Source organism: Pseudomonas sp. WS 5079, from assembly GCF_012985465.1.
Lineage (GTDB): Bacteria > Pseudomonadota > Gammaproteobacteria > Pseudomonadales > Pseudomonadaceae > Aquipseudomonas.
Genome location: NZ_JAAQWN010000001.1, coordinates 623,834 through 638,722, shown reverse-complemented (window position 1 = coordinate 638,722; position 14,889 = coordinate 623,834). Strand labels below are relative to the sequence as shown.

Sequence of the window (14,889 nt, the reverse complement as noted above, 5' to 3'; positions counted from 1 at the left end):
GCCGGCAAGCCGGCTCCTACAGGGGCGTCAGGCGCTGTCTTTGAGCCAGAGTTTTTCAAAGCGCCAGGTGCTGAACAGCGACTCTTCGGCCTGTGCGCCGCCAACGCGGGTGGACACGCCGTCGAGCAGGTCGGCATAGCCCCAGATCAACATGCCACCGCGCTCGTACTGGATCTGCTGCACCTGATGCACCAGTGCCTTGCGTTTTTCCAGGTCGGGCTGGGCCATGGCGGCCAGGAACAGTTCGCTGAACTGCGGGTCGTGGAAGTGGGTTTTATTGGACACTGCAAACGGTGCATCGGTGTGAATCGCACTGGCGAGGAACGGCGCGCCGATGCTGCCGCCGGTGCTCAGCGCCCAGTCGTTTTTCTGCGGGCCCTGGAAGGTCGCCAGGTCCACCTGCTTGACCTTGAGGGTCACGCCAATGCGCTTGGCTTGTTCGGCCAGCACCAGGGCCGAACTCAAACCGGTGCCGGGCGTGGTGATCAGCTCCACTTCAAGGTTCTCCTGGCCCGCTGCCTTGAGCAGTTGCGCTGCCCGTTGCGGGTCGTAGGGGCGCGGGCCGAGGCTGTGGTTGAAGGTCGGGTCGCTGGGCGCATACAGGTCGTTGGCCACCCGGCCCTGGCCGTTGAGGGCGCGGCGCACCAGTTCTTCGCGGTCGGCCATCAGGCGCAAGGCTTCGCGCACCCTGGGGTCGTTGAACGGCGGCTTGTCCAGGTTCATATCGAACGACAGCCAATTGCCGCTCACCGATTTGATCACCTGCAGGCGCGGGTCCTTGGCCAGGATCGGCAACTGCTCGGTGGGCAGCACGTTGGCCATGTCGATCTGCCCGGCGCGCAGGGCGGCCAGGCGTGACACCTGATCCTTGAAGTCGATGATTTCCAGCTCGTCGGCGTAGGGCTTGCCATCCTTGTAGTAGTTCTCGAAACGGGTAAACAGCGAGCGCTGGCCGGGGGTGAAACTCTTGAGTTTGTAGGGCCCGGCACCCACCGGGTTGGTGACGGGGTGGTAATCCACCGGCACGATCCCGCCGAAGTTGACCCAGGTTTCCGCCAGCGGCAGGTAGCTGCGCCCGTCGCGAAAGCTCAGGCGCACGGTACGGTTGTCGAGCTTGACCAGGTTGTCGCGGTCCACCCAGTGCAACAGCGCGGCATAGGGCGAAGCCAGCTGCGGGTCGGTGAGGCGGCGGATCGAGAAGATCAGGTCATCGGCGTCGATGGTCTTGCCATTGTGAAACTCCAGGCCCGGGCGCAGGCGCAGGGTCCACGCGCTGGCGTCGGCATTCGGCTCTGCCAGCTCGGCCAGGGCCAGGCGCGGTTGCATCTGCTCGTCCCATTCCCACAGTTTGCTGTACAGCGCAAAGCCGCGCACGATGCCGCTGCCAATGGGCTTGTGGGCATCGAGGTTGCCGCTCTGGTTGCCGTCGAGGATCCCCAGGCGCAGGCGCCCACCGTAACGCGGCTGGTCATTGGCAATGCCGGCTGCCGGTGTGTCGGCGGGACCGCAACCGGCCAGCAGCAGGCCGCCGCCGACGGTGGCGCTGTAGCCGAGAAAGTCCCGGCGGCTGAGCAGTAAGGTCATGGTGTCAGGCTCCGCCATTGGCCGAGTGCAGCGCGCGCACGGGTTCCGGGGCGCGGCTTAGTTCGGCGCGTTCATTGCGAAAGTGCGGCAGGATGTGCTCGCCCAGGCGATAGGCCTCTTCCAGGTGCGGGTAGCCGGCAAGGAAGAACAGGTCGATGCCAATGGCGTTGTACTCACGGATCCGCGCCACCACGTTCTCGTAGCTGCCCACCAGCGCACAGCCAGGCGGGATGCCGATGTAGCCGAAGCCAGTCCACACATTGGGATGGATAAAAAAGTCCTCGAAGCCCTGGGTTTCGTTTTTCTCGGCAAAGCCTTGCTCGTAGCTCAACTTGCGCGCGGTGCGCAGGCCCGCGTGGGCGGCCACGGCCTTGACCGCGCCACGGGCGATGCCCTCGTCGAAGAAACGCTTGGCTTCGGTGCGCGCCAGTTCCTCGGTTTCGCGGGTGATGACGTCAATCGACAGGCCAAAGCGGATATCCGTGCGCCCCCACCTCAAGGCGCGCTCGCGCAAGTCTGCGATCAATGCCGCGATTTCATCGGGATGCTCGGCGCGCATCAGGTAGAAATCGGCATGCTTGGCGGCAAACTCGCGGGCGGCGATGGACGAGCCGGCGGTGCAGATCAGCGGCAGCTCGGCCTTCTTCAACGGCCCGCGCAGCCCGCCACCATCGGCCTTGTAGAACTTGCCGTCGTAGTGGAAGGTCTCGTTGTGCCAATAGCCCTTGACCACATCCATAAACTCGGTGGCGCGCTCATAGCGTTCGTCGTGGTCGCTGAAATCGCCGACCTGGCGCTGGATGGCGTCCGAACCGCCGTTGATGATGTTCCACACCAGGCGGTTGCCGGTGGCGCGCTGGTAGGTGGCAGCCTGTTGCACCGCGACCCACGGGGTGTAGTGGTAGGGCTGGAACGCCGTGACAAACTGCAGGGTGCGGGTTTCCCGGGCCAGCAGCGAGCACACGGTCCACGGTTCTTCGCCGGTGGGCGCGTTGACCATCAGCGCGCCGCCAAAGCCATTGATTTCGGCGGCCTTGGCGATTTGCCCGAGGTAGTCGATATAAGTGAAGTGATCGCCGACGCTGAAGCCGGACACCGCGCCGGTACTGGCGCCGCCCCGATGCCAGTCGCCACGGTTGCGCGGGTCGCCGGGCAAAAACTGGGTCTCGCCGTGCAGTGGCAGGCGGGTGAAGAATTCGATGCTCATGAAAACCTCCGGCTTATTGCACGCTGGGATTGCAGATCGGCGTGATCGGTTGGTCGTTGATGACCTTGTGGGCGAAAGGCACGGAGTCCTTCAGCGAGGCATTGACCGTCGGGCTATGGCCCAGACCCTTGTACAGGTGGCCCTCGACGATGGAGCCGGCTTTGCACGCGTCCTGCATCAGTGCCACTTGGGTGGACGCCGCCGGGGTCTTGTCCTCGGCGCCGGTGCCGATAAATACCGGCTGTGCGGTTTTCAGGGTGGGGTACGACACTTGCGCCAGCCACGGAGCGAGCTGCTTGCCCTGGTAGTCCTTCTTCGCGTTGGCCGGGGTCAGGCCGATGCCTTCGACGTCGCTGACCAGAGCCGCGAGGCAACTGGTGCGCGCCTGCTCGAACAGCGGCAGGGCCTTGTCGGTATAGAAGTCCCGGGGGTCGATGCTCGGGTCATATTGCTGGGCCGCGAGCAAGGTATAGAAGCCGTAGGCCAGGGACGCGTCGACCTTGTTGGGGTCCTGTTCACCCACGTTTTTCGCGCCGACGGTGTAGATCACCCCGGTGCCGATGCTGCCCTTGACCCCAAGGTCGGGCGCATAGGTGGCGGCATATGCGGCCGAGGCAAACGCGCCGGCGCCGCCCTGAGACTGGCCGACAATCAGCACCTTGTTCGCCAGCCCAGGCACACCCGCCACCACGGCCTTGGCCGCATCGAGAATGCCGTAGGCGGCCATGCGATTGTTCAGCAACGGATGCCCGCCGGGGACGCCCAGGCCCTGATAATCGGTGGCGACCACGGCAAACCCTTCATCCAGCCAGCGGCTGAGGTACTGCACGTCACGGTACGAACGGCCCTGCCACGACGGCGCGCATACATCAGCGACCCCGACCGTGCCATGCCCCCAACTGGCCACCGGCCAACCGCCGGCCGGAGCCTTGCCCTTGGGCAGGAACAGGGTGCCGGAGACCACCACCGGGGTTTTGTTGTCGATGCCATCGGTGGAGGTATAGAGAATGCGCTGGGCACTGGCGGCATTGGGCAGGCTCAGGGTTTTTTCCAGGGGTTCGCTGCGCAGCAGTTTGCCGGGGGTGGCCGGGATGACTTTTTCCCAGGTGTAGAACGCCGAGACACGGCCATCGCCTTGCAGTGGGTCGGGCTTGGGCGCGTGCACGTCGGCCGCCAGGGCGCTCATGGACAGTGCCAGGATGCTGAGGCCGAAGGCGAAGGAGCGGGGCAGATTCATCGGTAATTTCCCTATCAAGGTTGGGTGCTGACCTGGCCACGCAGGGCAGGCCAGTAGTCGGTGAGTTGCAGGTCGATCAGGGCCTGGCGGGTAAAGCCGGTGGCCAGGGACGGGCTGATGTCGTAGTGGTCGCGGATCAGGTGGTTGGCCAGGGCGTAGGCCGTCAGCGCCTGGTAGTGGGCCTTGAGCTGCGCGTCGCTTTTCGGCGCCCAGCGTTCTTGCCAGGCCACCGGGTCGTCCTGGTCATCACGGCGCAGCACGCTTTCGGCGGTGCCGGCGCGCGAAGACAATTGGTAATAGGCGTCCTGGTTCTGCGTCTGGGAAATCCACCAGGCAGCCTTGACCCAGGCCGTGGCGAGCAATTGGGTGATATCCGGGTGCTGCTGCACAAAGGCGTCGGTGCCCCACAGGTCGGAGATCAGCCGCCAGTCTTCGCTGCCTTGCTTGGTCGACCAGATGATCTTGCCCACGCCCTTGTCTTCCAAGGCATAGGCCTCGCTCAACAGCACCGCTGCATCGACCTTGCCGGCCGACACCGCCGCCGCGCCGACTTGCGGGTTGAGGTTGGCGATCTTGAAGTCGTCGAGCTTGAGGCCCTTGCTCGCCAGGAAGTTACTGAAGGCAAACTCCCAGGGGCGGCCACGGTGCAGGGCCAGGCGCTTGCCCTTGAGGTCCTCGATGCTGTTGGCGCTGGAGCCGGCGGGCACCACCAGGTAGATGTTATTGCCGCTGCCGCCGGGCACGATCAACTTGCCCGGCACGCCACCGGCTCCGGCGATCACCGAGGGCAGGTCACCGCGCACGGCGAAGTCCAGGGTGTTGTTGCTGAAGCCTTCGTTGATCTGCGGGCCGGCGCCGGCGTGGGGCAGGGCGATCCATTGCAGCTTGACCCCGCGCTCGCGCAGTTGCGTTTCCAGCCAGCCATCCTCGATCACCCGCCCGGCGATCCCACCGAATACCGGCTTGCCGCCCTGGGTGTAGGCGACGATGGCGATTTTTACCGAGGCTGGCGGCTGCGCCAGCGCGAGCGTGCTGACCAGCACAGCGAACAATGCGGCGATCCATTTATTCATCGAAATTCCCCTGCCAATTTGAAGACCTGCCCTGGTAGAAGCCCGGCTTGCCGGCGATGAGGCCGTTGAGCCTTGCAGCGTTTAACCGCACGCCATCGCCGGCAAGCCGGCTCCTCCAGGGGAGGGTGTTGGCAGGGAGAGAGCAGATTGCATGCCAGCGTCGCTCGAATGCCCTCAGAGCCCCAACAACCGTGGCCTGTAGCGTTTGGCGCGGGGCGCTGGCGCACGCCCGGTTGTTGATGGATAGACAGGCAACTGCTGGCCGGTTGCTGCTCCAGCAGCAGCCGTGGCGTGCAGTGTTGGTATATGCTAAATGGGAATATATAAATACGAATTAATAATTAAATGGTCTAGAAAACTTCATGCACTATTGAGCACGCGCTTTTATTGCCAGGAATGCACCATGTCGTTGATCACTCATCCCAATGCCCGCGAATTGACCAAGTCGGTGCGTGCCACCGTGCTGGTGTTCAAGGACCCGCGCTCCCAGGAATTGCTGGCGCGGATCGAGCGCCTGGCGCCCAGCGAGGCCAATACCTTGATCATTGGCGAAACGGGCACCGGCAAGGAACTGGTGGCGCGGCACATCCATAACCTGAGCCGGCGCGGCCGCGAACCGTTTGTGGCGGTGAACTGCGGGGCCTTTGCCGAAACCCTGGTGGAGAGCGAGTTGTTCGGCCATGAAAAAGGTGCGTTCACCGGCGCCACCACCCATAAGGCCGGTTGGTTCGAAGCGGCCAACGGCGGCACGTTGTTCCTCGATGAAATTGGCGATTTGCCGTTGAACATGCAGGTCAAGTTACTGCGGGTGTTGCAGGAGCGCGAAGTGGTGCGCCTGGGCTCGCGCACGCCGATCCCGATCAATGTGCGCCTGGTGGCCGCCACCAACGTCAACCTGGCCGACGCGGTGGTCGCCGGGCATTTTCGCGAGGATCTGTTCTACCGCCTGCACGTCGCGACCATCCGCCTGCCGCCACTGCGCGAACGCCCCGGCGACATCCTGCCCCTGGCGGAGTTTTTCCTCGAAGAACATTGCCAGCGCCTGGGCTACAACCGCGCAAGCCTGAGCCCGGAAGCCGAGCGCAAAATGCTCGAGCACAGCTGGCCGGGCAACATTCGCGAACTGGAGAACGCCATCCACCACGCCTTGCTGGTGTGCCGCAACCAACGGGTGCAGCCTGCGGACCTGCACCTGGTGGACATGCGCTCGTCCGGCATCCGCCAGGACGAAGCCAACCACGCCCTGCCGGCCCCCAGCGGCCCGGTGGACCTGGAAGCGGCGCTCAATGCACTGTTCGAGCAGAACATCCCGGACCTTTACGAGCACATTGAAGAAACCGTGTTTCGTGCAGCGTATCGCTACTGCCATGGCAACCAATTGCAGACCGGGCGCTTGCTCAATATCAGCCGCAATATCGTGCGGGCGCGGCTGGAGAAGATAGGGGAGTTGGGCAAGCCGGCGTTGCTTGAGGGGCAGTGATGAGGTTGGGCTGCCTGGCAGCCGAACCTGTGGGAGCGGGCTTGCCCGCGATGGTGGTATTGGTTGACTGACCGCTATCGCTGGCAAGCCCACTCTTGCAAGGGGGATGCAATTTTGCATTCCCCCAACCCTCAGAAATCGGCAATAAACTGCACCCCACCCACCACCGCTCCACGGGTTTGCGTCACCCCACCCGGATATTTCACATATTGCAGGTTAGGCCGCACCATCAGCCACTGGGTGGCCTGCACGCCGTAGTTGACCTCGTAGCTGTATTCGCGCCGCTGCTCAGGCAGATCCCCTATGCCCGTCACACCCGTGCGTGCGTTGAGTGCCTGGGTGTTGTCGGTATAGCGGTCACTGACCTTAAGTTTCGACGCACCGACGCCAAAAGTGTCATGCGGCCGCGCGTCGAAGGGGCCTCGGTAGATCAGGCCGACCTGCACCAGGCTCTTGATCATGCTTTTGTCCGGGTCGTTCATGGCAAGGTTGGCAAACACGTTGAGCCCGCGTTTGTCGTTGCCATCGACAGTGGTCAGTTGCTGTTGGCCCGACAACCACCAGCCGGCATTGCTCGAATACATCCGGTAGGGTTTCTGGCTGCTGGCTGCATAGTTGCCGTCAGCGTCCTTGAGCATGTCCTGGGTGTCGGCATTGGCGTAGTAGTAGCCGGCGTGGTATTCCGAACTCAGGCCGCCGATGCGCCCCTTCCAGATGGCTTCGACAGGGAAGCTGGTGCCTTGGGAGCCGCTGATGAACGGCTTGAAGCCATTGCTCGCCTCGGCGTTGCCAGGGTTTTTGTCGTAGGCGCCAACCTGCACCGCGAACACGTCGGTGAACTGGTATTTGGCACGCACCGCCCATTGGCTGATGGGGAAACTGTTCCACACGCCATTCCAGTTGCCTTCCTGGGAACCGCACAGGGTCACGTTCTGGAACTCGCAGGGGAACTGGTCAAAGTCCTCGCCATGGCCGAAGCGCCCCAGTTTCACGGCCAGCTTGCGCGCGAAGAACTTCTGCTCGTACCAGAACTGTGACAGGCGCCAGGCATTGCCGCCGCCGAACACTTCCATGGTCGAGGTCAGGCCGGTGGCGTCGGGGTGATGTACGCGGTCATTGGTAATGTCCTTGCCATGGCGCTCGCCGATGCCGATGCGCAAGGTTGCGTCCTGCCAGCCCCAGAGTTTTTGCAGGTCCATGGTTACGCCGAGGATCAGTTGATCGCTCCAGCGCGCAGTCATATGGGAGTCATAGCCGCCGCCGAGGTTGGAGCCCACTTCGCCGACGTATTTGAGGGTGAAGTCATAGCCCTGTTCGGCGAGCCGCGGGCGCAGGCCGTTCCAGTCGCCGAGCATGGCCGGGGAGGCAGGGTCCAGCAGGCCGGCGCTCAGGGCGCAGGTGGAAACCGTGCTGCATAGCAGGGCCAGGGGGAGGTTGATGCGCATGAGTGCTCCTTGGTTTTATTGTTGTTATCCGGGGTAAAACACAAATTCCAGGTACACACAGACCTCCAGTGTGGGAGAGGGCTGGCTCGCGATGGCGGTGGTTCAGTGATGAATCGGCTGACTGACACACTGCTATTGCGAGCAAGCCCGCTCCCACATTGGATCTTTGGTGTGTGGGGGCGGTGTCGGGGGTTACTGCAAGTTGACGAACAACCCGCCATCCACCAGCAACGAGGCGCCGGTTACGTAGCGCGCCATGTCCGAGGCCAGGAACACGATCGGCCCGGCGACGTCGTCCGGTTCGCCCAGGCGGCCCAGGGGTGTGCGGGAGGTCATGTAGGCGAGTTTTTCTGCGTCAGCCAGGTCTTGCTTGTTGATGTCGGTGGCGATGGTGCCCGGCAGTACCGAGTTGCAGCGAATGCCATAAGGCCCCAGGGCGATGGCGCAGGATTGCATCAACGAATGCAGGCCGGCCTTGGTCGGGGTGTAGTGGGTCTGCATGCCGCCACCTACCAGGGCGCTGATGGAACTGACGGCAATGATCGCGCCGCCACGGCCCTGGTTCTTCATCTGGTTGGCCGCCGCCTGCACGGCGAAGTAGGCGCCGTTGAGGTTGGTATTGACCGTCTTGAGGTAGACCTCGCGCGGCATGTCGAGGAACGAATGGAACGGGCAGATCCCGGCGTTGTTGACGAACACATCGACACTGCCGAAGGCCTCGACTGCCCCCGCCACCAGCTTGTCGCCGGTGTCCGGGTCGGCGGCATCACCGCCTACTTCAATGGCCTGGCCACCGAACGCGCGGATCTCCTCGATCAACGACAGCGCGGCCTGGGTGCCTTGCGTGCTGGCGCTATGGCCGATCACCACACGGGCGCCCTGGCGTGCACATTCGCGGGCGGCAGCGCGGCCGATGCCACGGGAGGCGCCGGTGATGATCACGGTTTTGTCTGCTAGCAACATGGGAAATCTCCTGGAAAAAATATAACGCTGTTGTAGGAGCAAGCTCGCCCCGACAAAAAGGCATTGCGGCCTCAGCCGAGGTAATTACCGTAGCCAACCATGGCAATGGCGCCGAGGATCACCGCGATCCCGGCCACCAGCACGCCCTTGTTGGCCGTGCTGGTGCCGTGCCATTCGCGAAAGTAGAGGCCCCAGCAATTGGACACAATGATGATGAAAGACATGTGCAACACCCACGAGCTGGCGTCGTTCTGCAGGCGGCTTTCGCCCATGCCGTAGAAAAAGAATTGCAAGAACCACAAGGTCCCGGCGCACGCCACCAGCAGGTAGTTGCGCAATAGCGGGGCGTTGCGGTCGGTGTAGTTGTGGAACGTGCGGTTGCGCCAGTTCAGCCACAGGCACCAGATGCCGTTGGTGGTCAGGCCACCCCACATGATCACCATGAACGTCACGTTGTTCTGGAACAGGCTGTTGGCGCCATGTTCCACGGCGGCGGCGGCCAGTGGGCGCCCGGCGGAAATACCGTAGCTGAAGCAGGCGCTCAACACCCCGGAAATCACCGCCACCAGCATGCCCTTGCCCAGGGCGAACTCGCTGACGCTGGCGAACTTTACCGCCTGGGACACTTCCCGTTCCTTGATCAGCCCGGCCTTGCCGCACACTGCGATGCCGATCAGCGACACGGCCACGCCCCACAGCACCCAATGCCCGCCTTGTGAGGCAAGCATCGAGGTCAGGGTGCCCTCTGTCTCGTGGGTGAACAGGTCGCGGTACAAGGCGGGCATCAGGGCGCCGAGGGCCGAGGTCAGGCCCATGATCAGCGACATGCCCAAAGACAGCCCCAGGTAGCGCATGGTCAGGCCGAACGTCAGCCCGCCGATGCCCCACAGCACACCGAACATATAGGTCCAGAGCAGGGTGCTGGTGTCGGCGTTGCGCAGGATTTCGACCCAGCCGGGCACGGTCAATTGCGCGGCAATCAGCGGCACGATCAGCCACGACACCAGGCCGCCGGTGATCCAGTAGCTTTCCCAGGCCCAGCCACCAACTTTTTTGTAGGGGATGTAGAAACTGCCGGAGGCAAAGCCACCGATCAAATGCAGAATCACACCGAGGAGAATGATTTCCACGTGTTCGAATCCTTTTTATTGTTGTGATGAGGAGCCAATGGCTCAGTCGGGCGTAAGGCTGAACATCGGTTCAAGATCTACGCTGACCGGTGCGTTATCCGCGTGGCTGGGCATGATGTCTTGCATGTATTGCCACCAGCGTTGCATCAGCGCGGTACCGGGCAGGGCATCCAGGCCGTGCTCGTCGGTATGGGTCAACACGGCGAACAGCGCGTTGGTGGACGCGTCGAGGAAGATCCGGTAGTCCAGCACGCCGGCATCGCGCAGGGCCTGGGCCAGTTCCGGCCAGATCTGCTCATGGCGCCGGCGGTACTCGGCAGCCATGCCGGGGTTGAGGTTCATGCGAAAGGCACGGGTCGGCATCAGAGGCCTCCAGGTGGCAGTGTCGGGCTGTAGATACGCACGGCGTTGTGCAGGAAGAATTTTTCCTGCACGGCCTGGGGCTGATCAGCCATGCAGCGTTTGACCAGGCCCAGGGTGGTGGCGAAATCGGCCAGGTGGTCGCTGTTGGGCCAGTCGCTGCCGAAGAAGCAGCGGTCTTCGCCAAACGCGTCCCACAGCACGGCCAGGCGGTCGTTGTAGAACGCGGTGTCGACGATCAAGCCGTCGGGCCCGTGCTGGGGGATTTCTGCCAGTTTGGCGAACACATTGGGCCGTTCGGCCAAGCGCAGCAGGTCGGCGTGGTAGGCCGCTTCCTGGCCCGCAGGGACCTGGGCATTGGGCAGGTGATCGACAATGATGCGCAGCTGCGGCAGGGCGTCGCTCAGGTGCAGCAGGCCCTTGATCAATCGTGGCTCAGGGTTGGCGCTGTCCAGGCACCGCCCGCAATCGGCGAGCTGGCGCAGGCCGTCGATGAACCCTGGACGGGTTTGGTCCACCAGCAAATCACGCTGCCACAGGTTGCCGTAGCGCAGGCCCAGGAACAGCGGCTCGTAGGCGAGCGCGGCAAGGTCGCCGGCAAATTGTGGGTGCAGCGGGTCGAGATTGCCGACAAAGCCAAGCATCCGAGGGTCACTGCGCAGGGTTTGCAGCAACCAATGGTTGTCGTCGCGCCACGGGCTGGCTTCCACGGCGATTGCGCCGATCACCTGGTGTTCGGCGGCCAATGCCCAGTAATCCTCGGGCAGATGCGCGGCGTACAAACGGTTGCCCGGCTCGGGCCACGGGATGCCCTGGGGGCGGCGTGGGTCGAACAGGTGCAGGTGGCTGTCGATGATCGGGCCGTTGTAGAGGTTGGCAATGCTCATTGTGTAATCCTTGTTGGAAGGGGTGGTTGTTGGGGCCGGCACTCGCGTGTCGGCGCCCGTTGCCCCACCTCAGCTCTGCAGGTACACCACATGGGTATGGGTGTATTCGTACAGGCCGTGCTTGCCATCGGCGCCGCCGATCCCGGATTTGCGCACGCCGGCATGGAAGCCCTGCATCGCCTCGAAGTTCTCGCGGTTGACGTAGGTTTCGCCAAAGGCCAACTCGCGCACCGCATGCATGGCCTTGCCCAGGTCACGGGTGTAGATCGAGGAGGTCAGGCCATAGTCGCAGTCGTTGGCCAGGGCGATGGCTTCGTCGAGGTCGTCGATGATTTGGACGGGCAGCACCGGACCGAAGATTTCTTCGCGCATGATATCCATGTCGGCGCGGCCACCGGCCAATACCGTGGGCTGGAAGTGAAAGCCTGCGCCGAGGTCGGCAATCTGTCCGCCCGTGACCAGGCTTGCGCCCTGGGCGAGGGCGGTGCGCACCTTGCGGTTGACGTTGTCCAGGCCCTGGCGGTTGATCAGCGGGCCCATCTCCACATCGGCCTGGGCCAGTGGGTCGCCGTAGCGGGTGGCGGCCATCGCCGCGCTGATGCGCTCGATAAACTGGTCGGCGACGCTGCGCTGCACGTACACCCGTTCGGCGCAGTTGCATACCTGGCCGCTGTTGATGATCCGCGAATCACGGATGGCCTTGACCGCCAGTTCCAGGTCGGCATCGGCCAGGACAATCGCCGGCGCCTTGCCACCCAGCTCCAGGTTGAGCTTGGTGATGTTGGGTGCTGCGGCGGTCATGATCCGCGAGCCGGTGGCGACGCTGCCGGTAAAGCTGATCATGTCCACGCCCTTGTGGGTGGTGAGGGCGCCGCCGACCTGGCCGTCGCCACACACCACGTTGAACACCCCCGCCGGCAGGTCGGTCTCGGCCACCAGCCGGGCGAATTCAAAGCAGTTGTTCGGCGTTTCTTCGCTGGGCTTGATCACGATGGTATTGCCGGTCAACAGCGCCGGGGCCATCTTGCGGGCGATGAGGAAGAACGGGAAGTTCCACGGCAGGATCCCCGCTACCACGCCCAGGGGCTTGCGGAACAGGAAGATGTTTTCGTTGGGCCGGTCGCTGGTGATGATCTCGCCTTCGATGCGGCGCGCCCATTCGGCCATGTAGTCGAGGTAGTCGGCGGTGAAGTTGACTTCAACCTCAGCCAGACTGCTGATCTTGCCCTGTTCCAGAGTGATGGTGCGGGCCAGGTGGGCGACGTTTTCCCGCAGCTTGGCGGCGATGCGCCGCAAGTGCCCGGCGCGTTCGATGGCCGGTTTGCGCGCCCAGTCCTGTTGCGCGGCGCGGGCGGCGGCCAGGGCCTGGTCGACATCCTCGGCAGTGGCGGCCGGCACTTTGGACAGCAGCGCGCCGGTGGCGGGGTTGAGCACGTCGATGTGGGCGCTGCTTGGGGTAAAGCGGCCGTTGATGAAGTTCTGGTAGACCGGAACGGATGACATGGCAGGCTTCTCAGTAAGTGCGCGACGGCGCTTTCGCGTCGGCGGCAGGGCGGTAGCGGGCAAGGGTGCTCAGGGCGCTCTGGCGCAGCAGGCTGATATCGATCGCCACCGCAATGAAGCGACAGCCCCACGCCTGGTAGCGGCGCGCGTCTTCTTCATTGGGCGCGAGGATGCCGCAGGCCTTGCCCGCCGCCAGGGTGGCGTTGACCGCGTGCTGGATGCGTTCCTGCACTTGGGGGTGGCCAGGGTTGCCCGCATGGCCGAGGCCGATGGACAGGTCGGCGGGGCCGATAAAGACCGCATCCACCCCTTCGACTGCGGCAATCGCCTCGACGTTTTCCACGCCTAGGCGCGACTCCACCTGCACGATCAGGCACAGCTCCTGGTGGGCGGTGGTGAGGTAGTTCTCGACGCCATCCCAGCGCGTGGCGCGGGTCAGGCCGCCGCCCACGCCACGTATACCGTGGGGCGGATAACGCATGGCGCGCACCAGGGCCTGGGCCTGCTCGGCTGTTTCGACCATGGGGATCATCAGGGTCTGCGCGCCGATATCCAGCAGTTGCTTGATCAGGTTGGCATCGCCGCTGACCGCACGCACCACGGGCGCGGTGTTGTAGGGCGCCACCGCCTGCAATTGGCTGAGCACACTGGGCACGGTATTGGGCGCGTGCTCGCCGTCGATCAGCATCCAGTCGTACCCGGTACTGGCGACGATTTCCGCGCCGTAGCCGCTGGCGAAACCGGCCCAGATCCCGTATTGGCTGGCGTCCTGGCGCAGGCCGGCCTTGAACGCGTTATGAGGCATGTGCATGGCGAGGCTCCTTAGCGGTTATATGGACGATGCAGTTGGCAATCAGGGTTCAGGTCTACGCCGAAGCCTGGCTTGTCGAGCAACGACAAACGCATGCGGCCATTGACCGGGACCGGTTCGCCGAGCAGTTGCGGGTGGAACATCGGCACCACTTCATCGGCCTTGGGCGCCATCATCAAAAATTCGGCAAACGGGCTGTTCTGGCGGGTGGCGACGAAGTGGTAGCTGTAGACCGAGGAACCGTGCGGCACCACCATGGCGTTGTGCGCATCGGCCAGGGCGGAGATTTTCACCAATTCGGTCAGGCCGCCGCACCAGCCCACATCCGGCTGGATAATGTCGCAGCAGCCCATTTCCAGGAGCATGCGAAAGCCCCAGCGGGTCGCTTCGTGTTCGCCGGTGGTGACCAGCATGCCCTTGGGCACGTTATTGCGCAGGGCCGCATAGCCCCAGTAATCGTCGGGGGACAGGGCCTCTTCAATCCATTTCAGGCCGTATTCGTGGGCGCCAATCGCCAGTTTGGTGGCGTAGTTCAGGTCCAGGCTCATCCAGCAGTCGAGCATCAGCCAGAAGTCCGGGCCGACCCGTTCGCGCATGCTCGCCAGCTCTTCGAGGTTCTTGCGCAGGCCTTCCTCACCTTCGGCCGGGCCGTGGTGCAGGGGCATCTTGCCGCCGATAAAGCCCATCTTCTGCGCCAGGTCCGGGCGCGCGCCGGTGGCGTAGAACTGCAATTCATCGCGCACCGCGCCGCCGAGCAATTGATGCACCGGTTCCTGGCGGATCTTGCCGAGCAGGTCCCACAGCGCCAGGTCGACCCCGGAGATGGTGTTGATCACCAGGCCCTTGCGCCCGTAGTACAGGGTGGACTGGTACATCTGGTCCCAGATTTTCTCGATATCGGTCACCCGCGCGCCCTCAAGGAAGCGCGCCAGGTGTTTCTCGACGATATAGGCCGCAGGCTCGCCGCCGGTGGTCACGGCAAACCCGACAGTGCCGTCGCTGGCTTCTACTTCCACGACCAACGTGCCGAGCACGTTGATGCCGAAACTGCGGCGGCTCTGGCGGTACTCGGGGTATTTGCTCATGGGTGTGGCGATGTGGTCGTCGATCCAGTGGCCGTCGGCCTGGTCGTGGTAATCCGCGCCGCCGCCACGCAAGACAAAGGCGCGCACGTGTTTGATGGTGATGTTGCCCATGGTGTGACTCCTG

13 protein-coding genes are annotated in these 14,889 nt (G+C 63.7%); 1 reads left to right on the top strand and 12 read right to left on the bottom strand.

Translation table 11 applies throughout. The features are described 5' to 3' along the window. Positions 1 to 27: 27 nt before the first annotated feature. Genes HBO05_RS02715 through HBO05_RS02700 form a run of 4 tightly spaced genes read right to left on the bottom strand, consistent with a single transcriptional unit; the run spans position 28 to position 5,101 of the window. Positions 28 to 1,602, bottom strand: coding sequence for an ABC transporter substrate-binding protein (locus HBO05_RS02715; protein WP_170041276.1), 1,575 nt, complete (start codon positions 1,600 to 1,602; stop codon positions 28 to 30). Next, complete coding sequence (locus tag HBO05_RS02710) at positions 1,589 to 2,791, bottom strand: LLM class flavin-dependent oxidoreductase (RefSeq protein WP_169953158.1); 1,203 nt, start codon at positions 2,789 to 2,791, stop codon at positions 1,589 to 1,591. Before HBO05_RS02710 ends, HBO05_RS02715 begins: the two co-directional genes overlap by 14 nt. Positions 2,792 to 2,804: 13 nt before the next feature. After that, positions 2,805 to 4,028: an alpha/beta fold hydrolase gene (locus HBO05_RS02705; RefSeq protein WP_170041278.1), complete on the bottom strand. Its 1,224-nt coding sequence runs from the start codon at positions 4,026 to 4,028 to the stop codon at positions 2,805 to 2,807. Between the two features lie 14 nt (positions 4,029 to 4,042). Continuing rightward, a complete protein-coding gene (locus tag HBO05_RS02700) occupies positions 4,043 to 5,101 on the bottom strand; it encodes an ABC transporter substrate-binding protein (protein WP_172311563.1) in 1,059 nt (352 codons plus the stop codon). Positions 5,102 to 5,504: 403 nt separating this feature from the next. Between HBO05_RS02700 and HBO05_RS02695 the strand changes: the two genes are divergently transcribed. Beyond that, entirely contained in the window at positions 5,505 to 6,581 is a 1,077-nt protein-coding gene (locus tag HBO05_RS02695) for a sigma-54 dependent transcriptional regulator (protein WP_169953164.1), read from the top strand. A 131-nt stretch (positions 6,582 to 6,712) separates the two neighbouring features. Here the strand turns inward: HBO05_RS02695 and HBO05_RS02690 are convergent, their stop codons facing one another. The 8 genes from HBO05_RS02690 to rhmD all read right to left on the bottom strand — a co-directional run bounded on the left by HBO05_RS02690 (position 6,713) and on the right by rhmD (position 14,876). Continuing rightward, on the bottom strand, positions 6,713 to 8,026 hold the full coding sequence (locus HBO05_RS02690; protein WP_172311561.1) for a carbohydrate porin: 1,314 nt from the start codon (positions 8,024 to 8,026) through the stop codon (positions 6,713 to 6,715). 192 nt (positions 8,027 to 8,218) lie between these two features. Then, the gene (locus tag HBO05_RS02685) at positions 8,219 to 8,989 is read right to left on the bottom strand and encodes an SDR family NAD(P)-dependent oxidoreductase (protein WP_169953168.1); all 771 of its coding nucleotides are present in this window, start codon (positions 8,987 to 8,989) and stop codon (positions 8,219 to 8,221) included. Positions 8,990 to 9,060: 71 nt separating this feature from the next. Next, entirely contained in the window at positions 9,061 to 10,119 is a 1,059-nt protein-coding gene (gene rhaT, locus HBO05_RS02680; protein ID WP_169953169.1) for an L-rhamnose/proton symporter RhaT, read from the bottom strand. Between the two features lie 42 nt (positions 10,120 to 10,161). Then, complete coding sequence (gene rhaM / locus HBO05_RS02675; protein WP_170041283.1) at positions 10,162 to 10,482, bottom strand: L-rhamnose mutarotase; 321 nt, start codon at positions 10,480 to 10,482, stop codon at positions 10,162 to 10,164. Further along, the gene (locus tag HBO05_RS02670; RefSeq protein ID WP_170041284.1) at positions 10,482 to 11,366 is read right to left on the bottom strand and encodes an amidohydrolase family protein; all 885 of its coding nucleotides are present in this window, start codon (positions 11,364 to 11,366) and stop codon (positions 10,482 to 10,484) included. The genes rhaM and HBO05_RS02670 overlap by 1 nt, the downstream gene beginning before the upstream one ends. A gap of 69 nt (positions 11,367 to 11,435) precedes the next feature. After that, a complete protein-coding gene (gene aldA / locus HBO05_RS02665) occupies positions 11,436 to 12,869 on the bottom strand; it encodes an aldehyde dehydrogenase (RefSeq protein ID WP_172311559.1) in 1,434 nt (477 codons plus the stop codon). Between the two features lie 10 nt (positions 12,870 to 12,879). After that, entirely contained in the window at positions 12,880 to 13,680 is an 801-nt protein-coding gene (locus HBO05_RS02660; protein ID WP_169953173.1) for an HpcH/HpaI aldolase/citrate lyase family protein, read from the bottom strand. Between the two features lie 11 nt (positions 13,681 to 13,691). Further along, on the bottom strand, positions 13,692 to 14,876 hold the full coding sequence (gene rhmD / locus HBO05_RS02655) for an L-rhamnonate dehydratase (protein WP_172311557.1): 1,185 nt from the start codon (positions 14,874 to 14,876) through the stop codon (positions 13,692 to 13,694). Positions 14,877 to 14,889: the final 13 nt, after the last annotated feature.

Excerpts from the sequence above, each read along its gene's own strand:
- HBO05_RS02715 (WP_170041276.1), bottom strand. The coding sequence starts at position 1,602 with ATGGCGGAGCCTGACACCATGACCTTACTGCTCAGCCGCCGGGACTTT.
- HBO05_RS02710 (WP_169953158.1), bottom strand. The coding sequence starts at position 2,791 with ATGAGCATCGAATTCTTCACCCGCCTGCCACTGCACGGCGAGACCCAG.
- HBO05_RS02705 (WP_170041278.1), bottom strand. The coding sequence starts at position 4,028 with ATGAATCTGCCCCGCTCCTTCGCCTTCGGCCTCAGCATCCTGGCACTG.
- HBO05_RS02700 (WP_172311563.1), bottom strand. The coding sequence starts at position 5,101 with ATGAATAAATGGATCGCCGCATTGTTCGCTGTGCTGGTCAGCACGCTC.
- HBO05_RS02695 (WP_169953164.1), top strand. The coding sequence starts at position 5,505 with ATGTCGTTGATCACTCATCCCAATGCCCGCGAATTGACCAAGTCGGTG.
- HBO05_RS02690 (WP_172311561.1), bottom strand. The coding sequence starts at position 8,026 with ATGCGCATCAACCTCCCCCTGGCCCTGCTATGCAGCACGGTTTCCACC.
- HBO05_RS02685 (WP_169953168.1), bottom strand. The coding sequence starts at position 8,989 with ATGTTGCTAGCAGACAAAACCGTGATCATCACCGGCGCCTCCCGTGGC.
- rhaM (WP_170041283.1), bottom strand. The coding sequence starts at position 10,482 with ATGCCGACCCGTGCCTTTCGCATGAACCTCAACCCCGGCATGGCTGCC.
- HBO05_RS02670 (WP_170041284.1), bottom strand. The coding sequence starts at position 11,366 with ATGAGCATTGCCAACCTCTACAACGGCCCGATCATCGACAGCCACCTG.
- aldA (WP_172311559.1), bottom strand. The coding sequence starts at position 12,869 with ATGTCATCCGTTCCGGTCTACCAGAACTTCATCAACGGCCGCTTTACC.
- HBO05_RS02660 (WP_169953173.1), bottom strand. The coding sequence starts at position 13,680 with ATGCACATGCCTCATAACGCGTTCAAGGCCGGCCTGCGCCAGGACGCC.
- rhmD (WP_172311557.1), bottom strand. The coding sequence starts at position 14,876 with ATGGGCAACATCACCATCAAACACGTGCGCGCCTTTGTCTTGCGTGGC.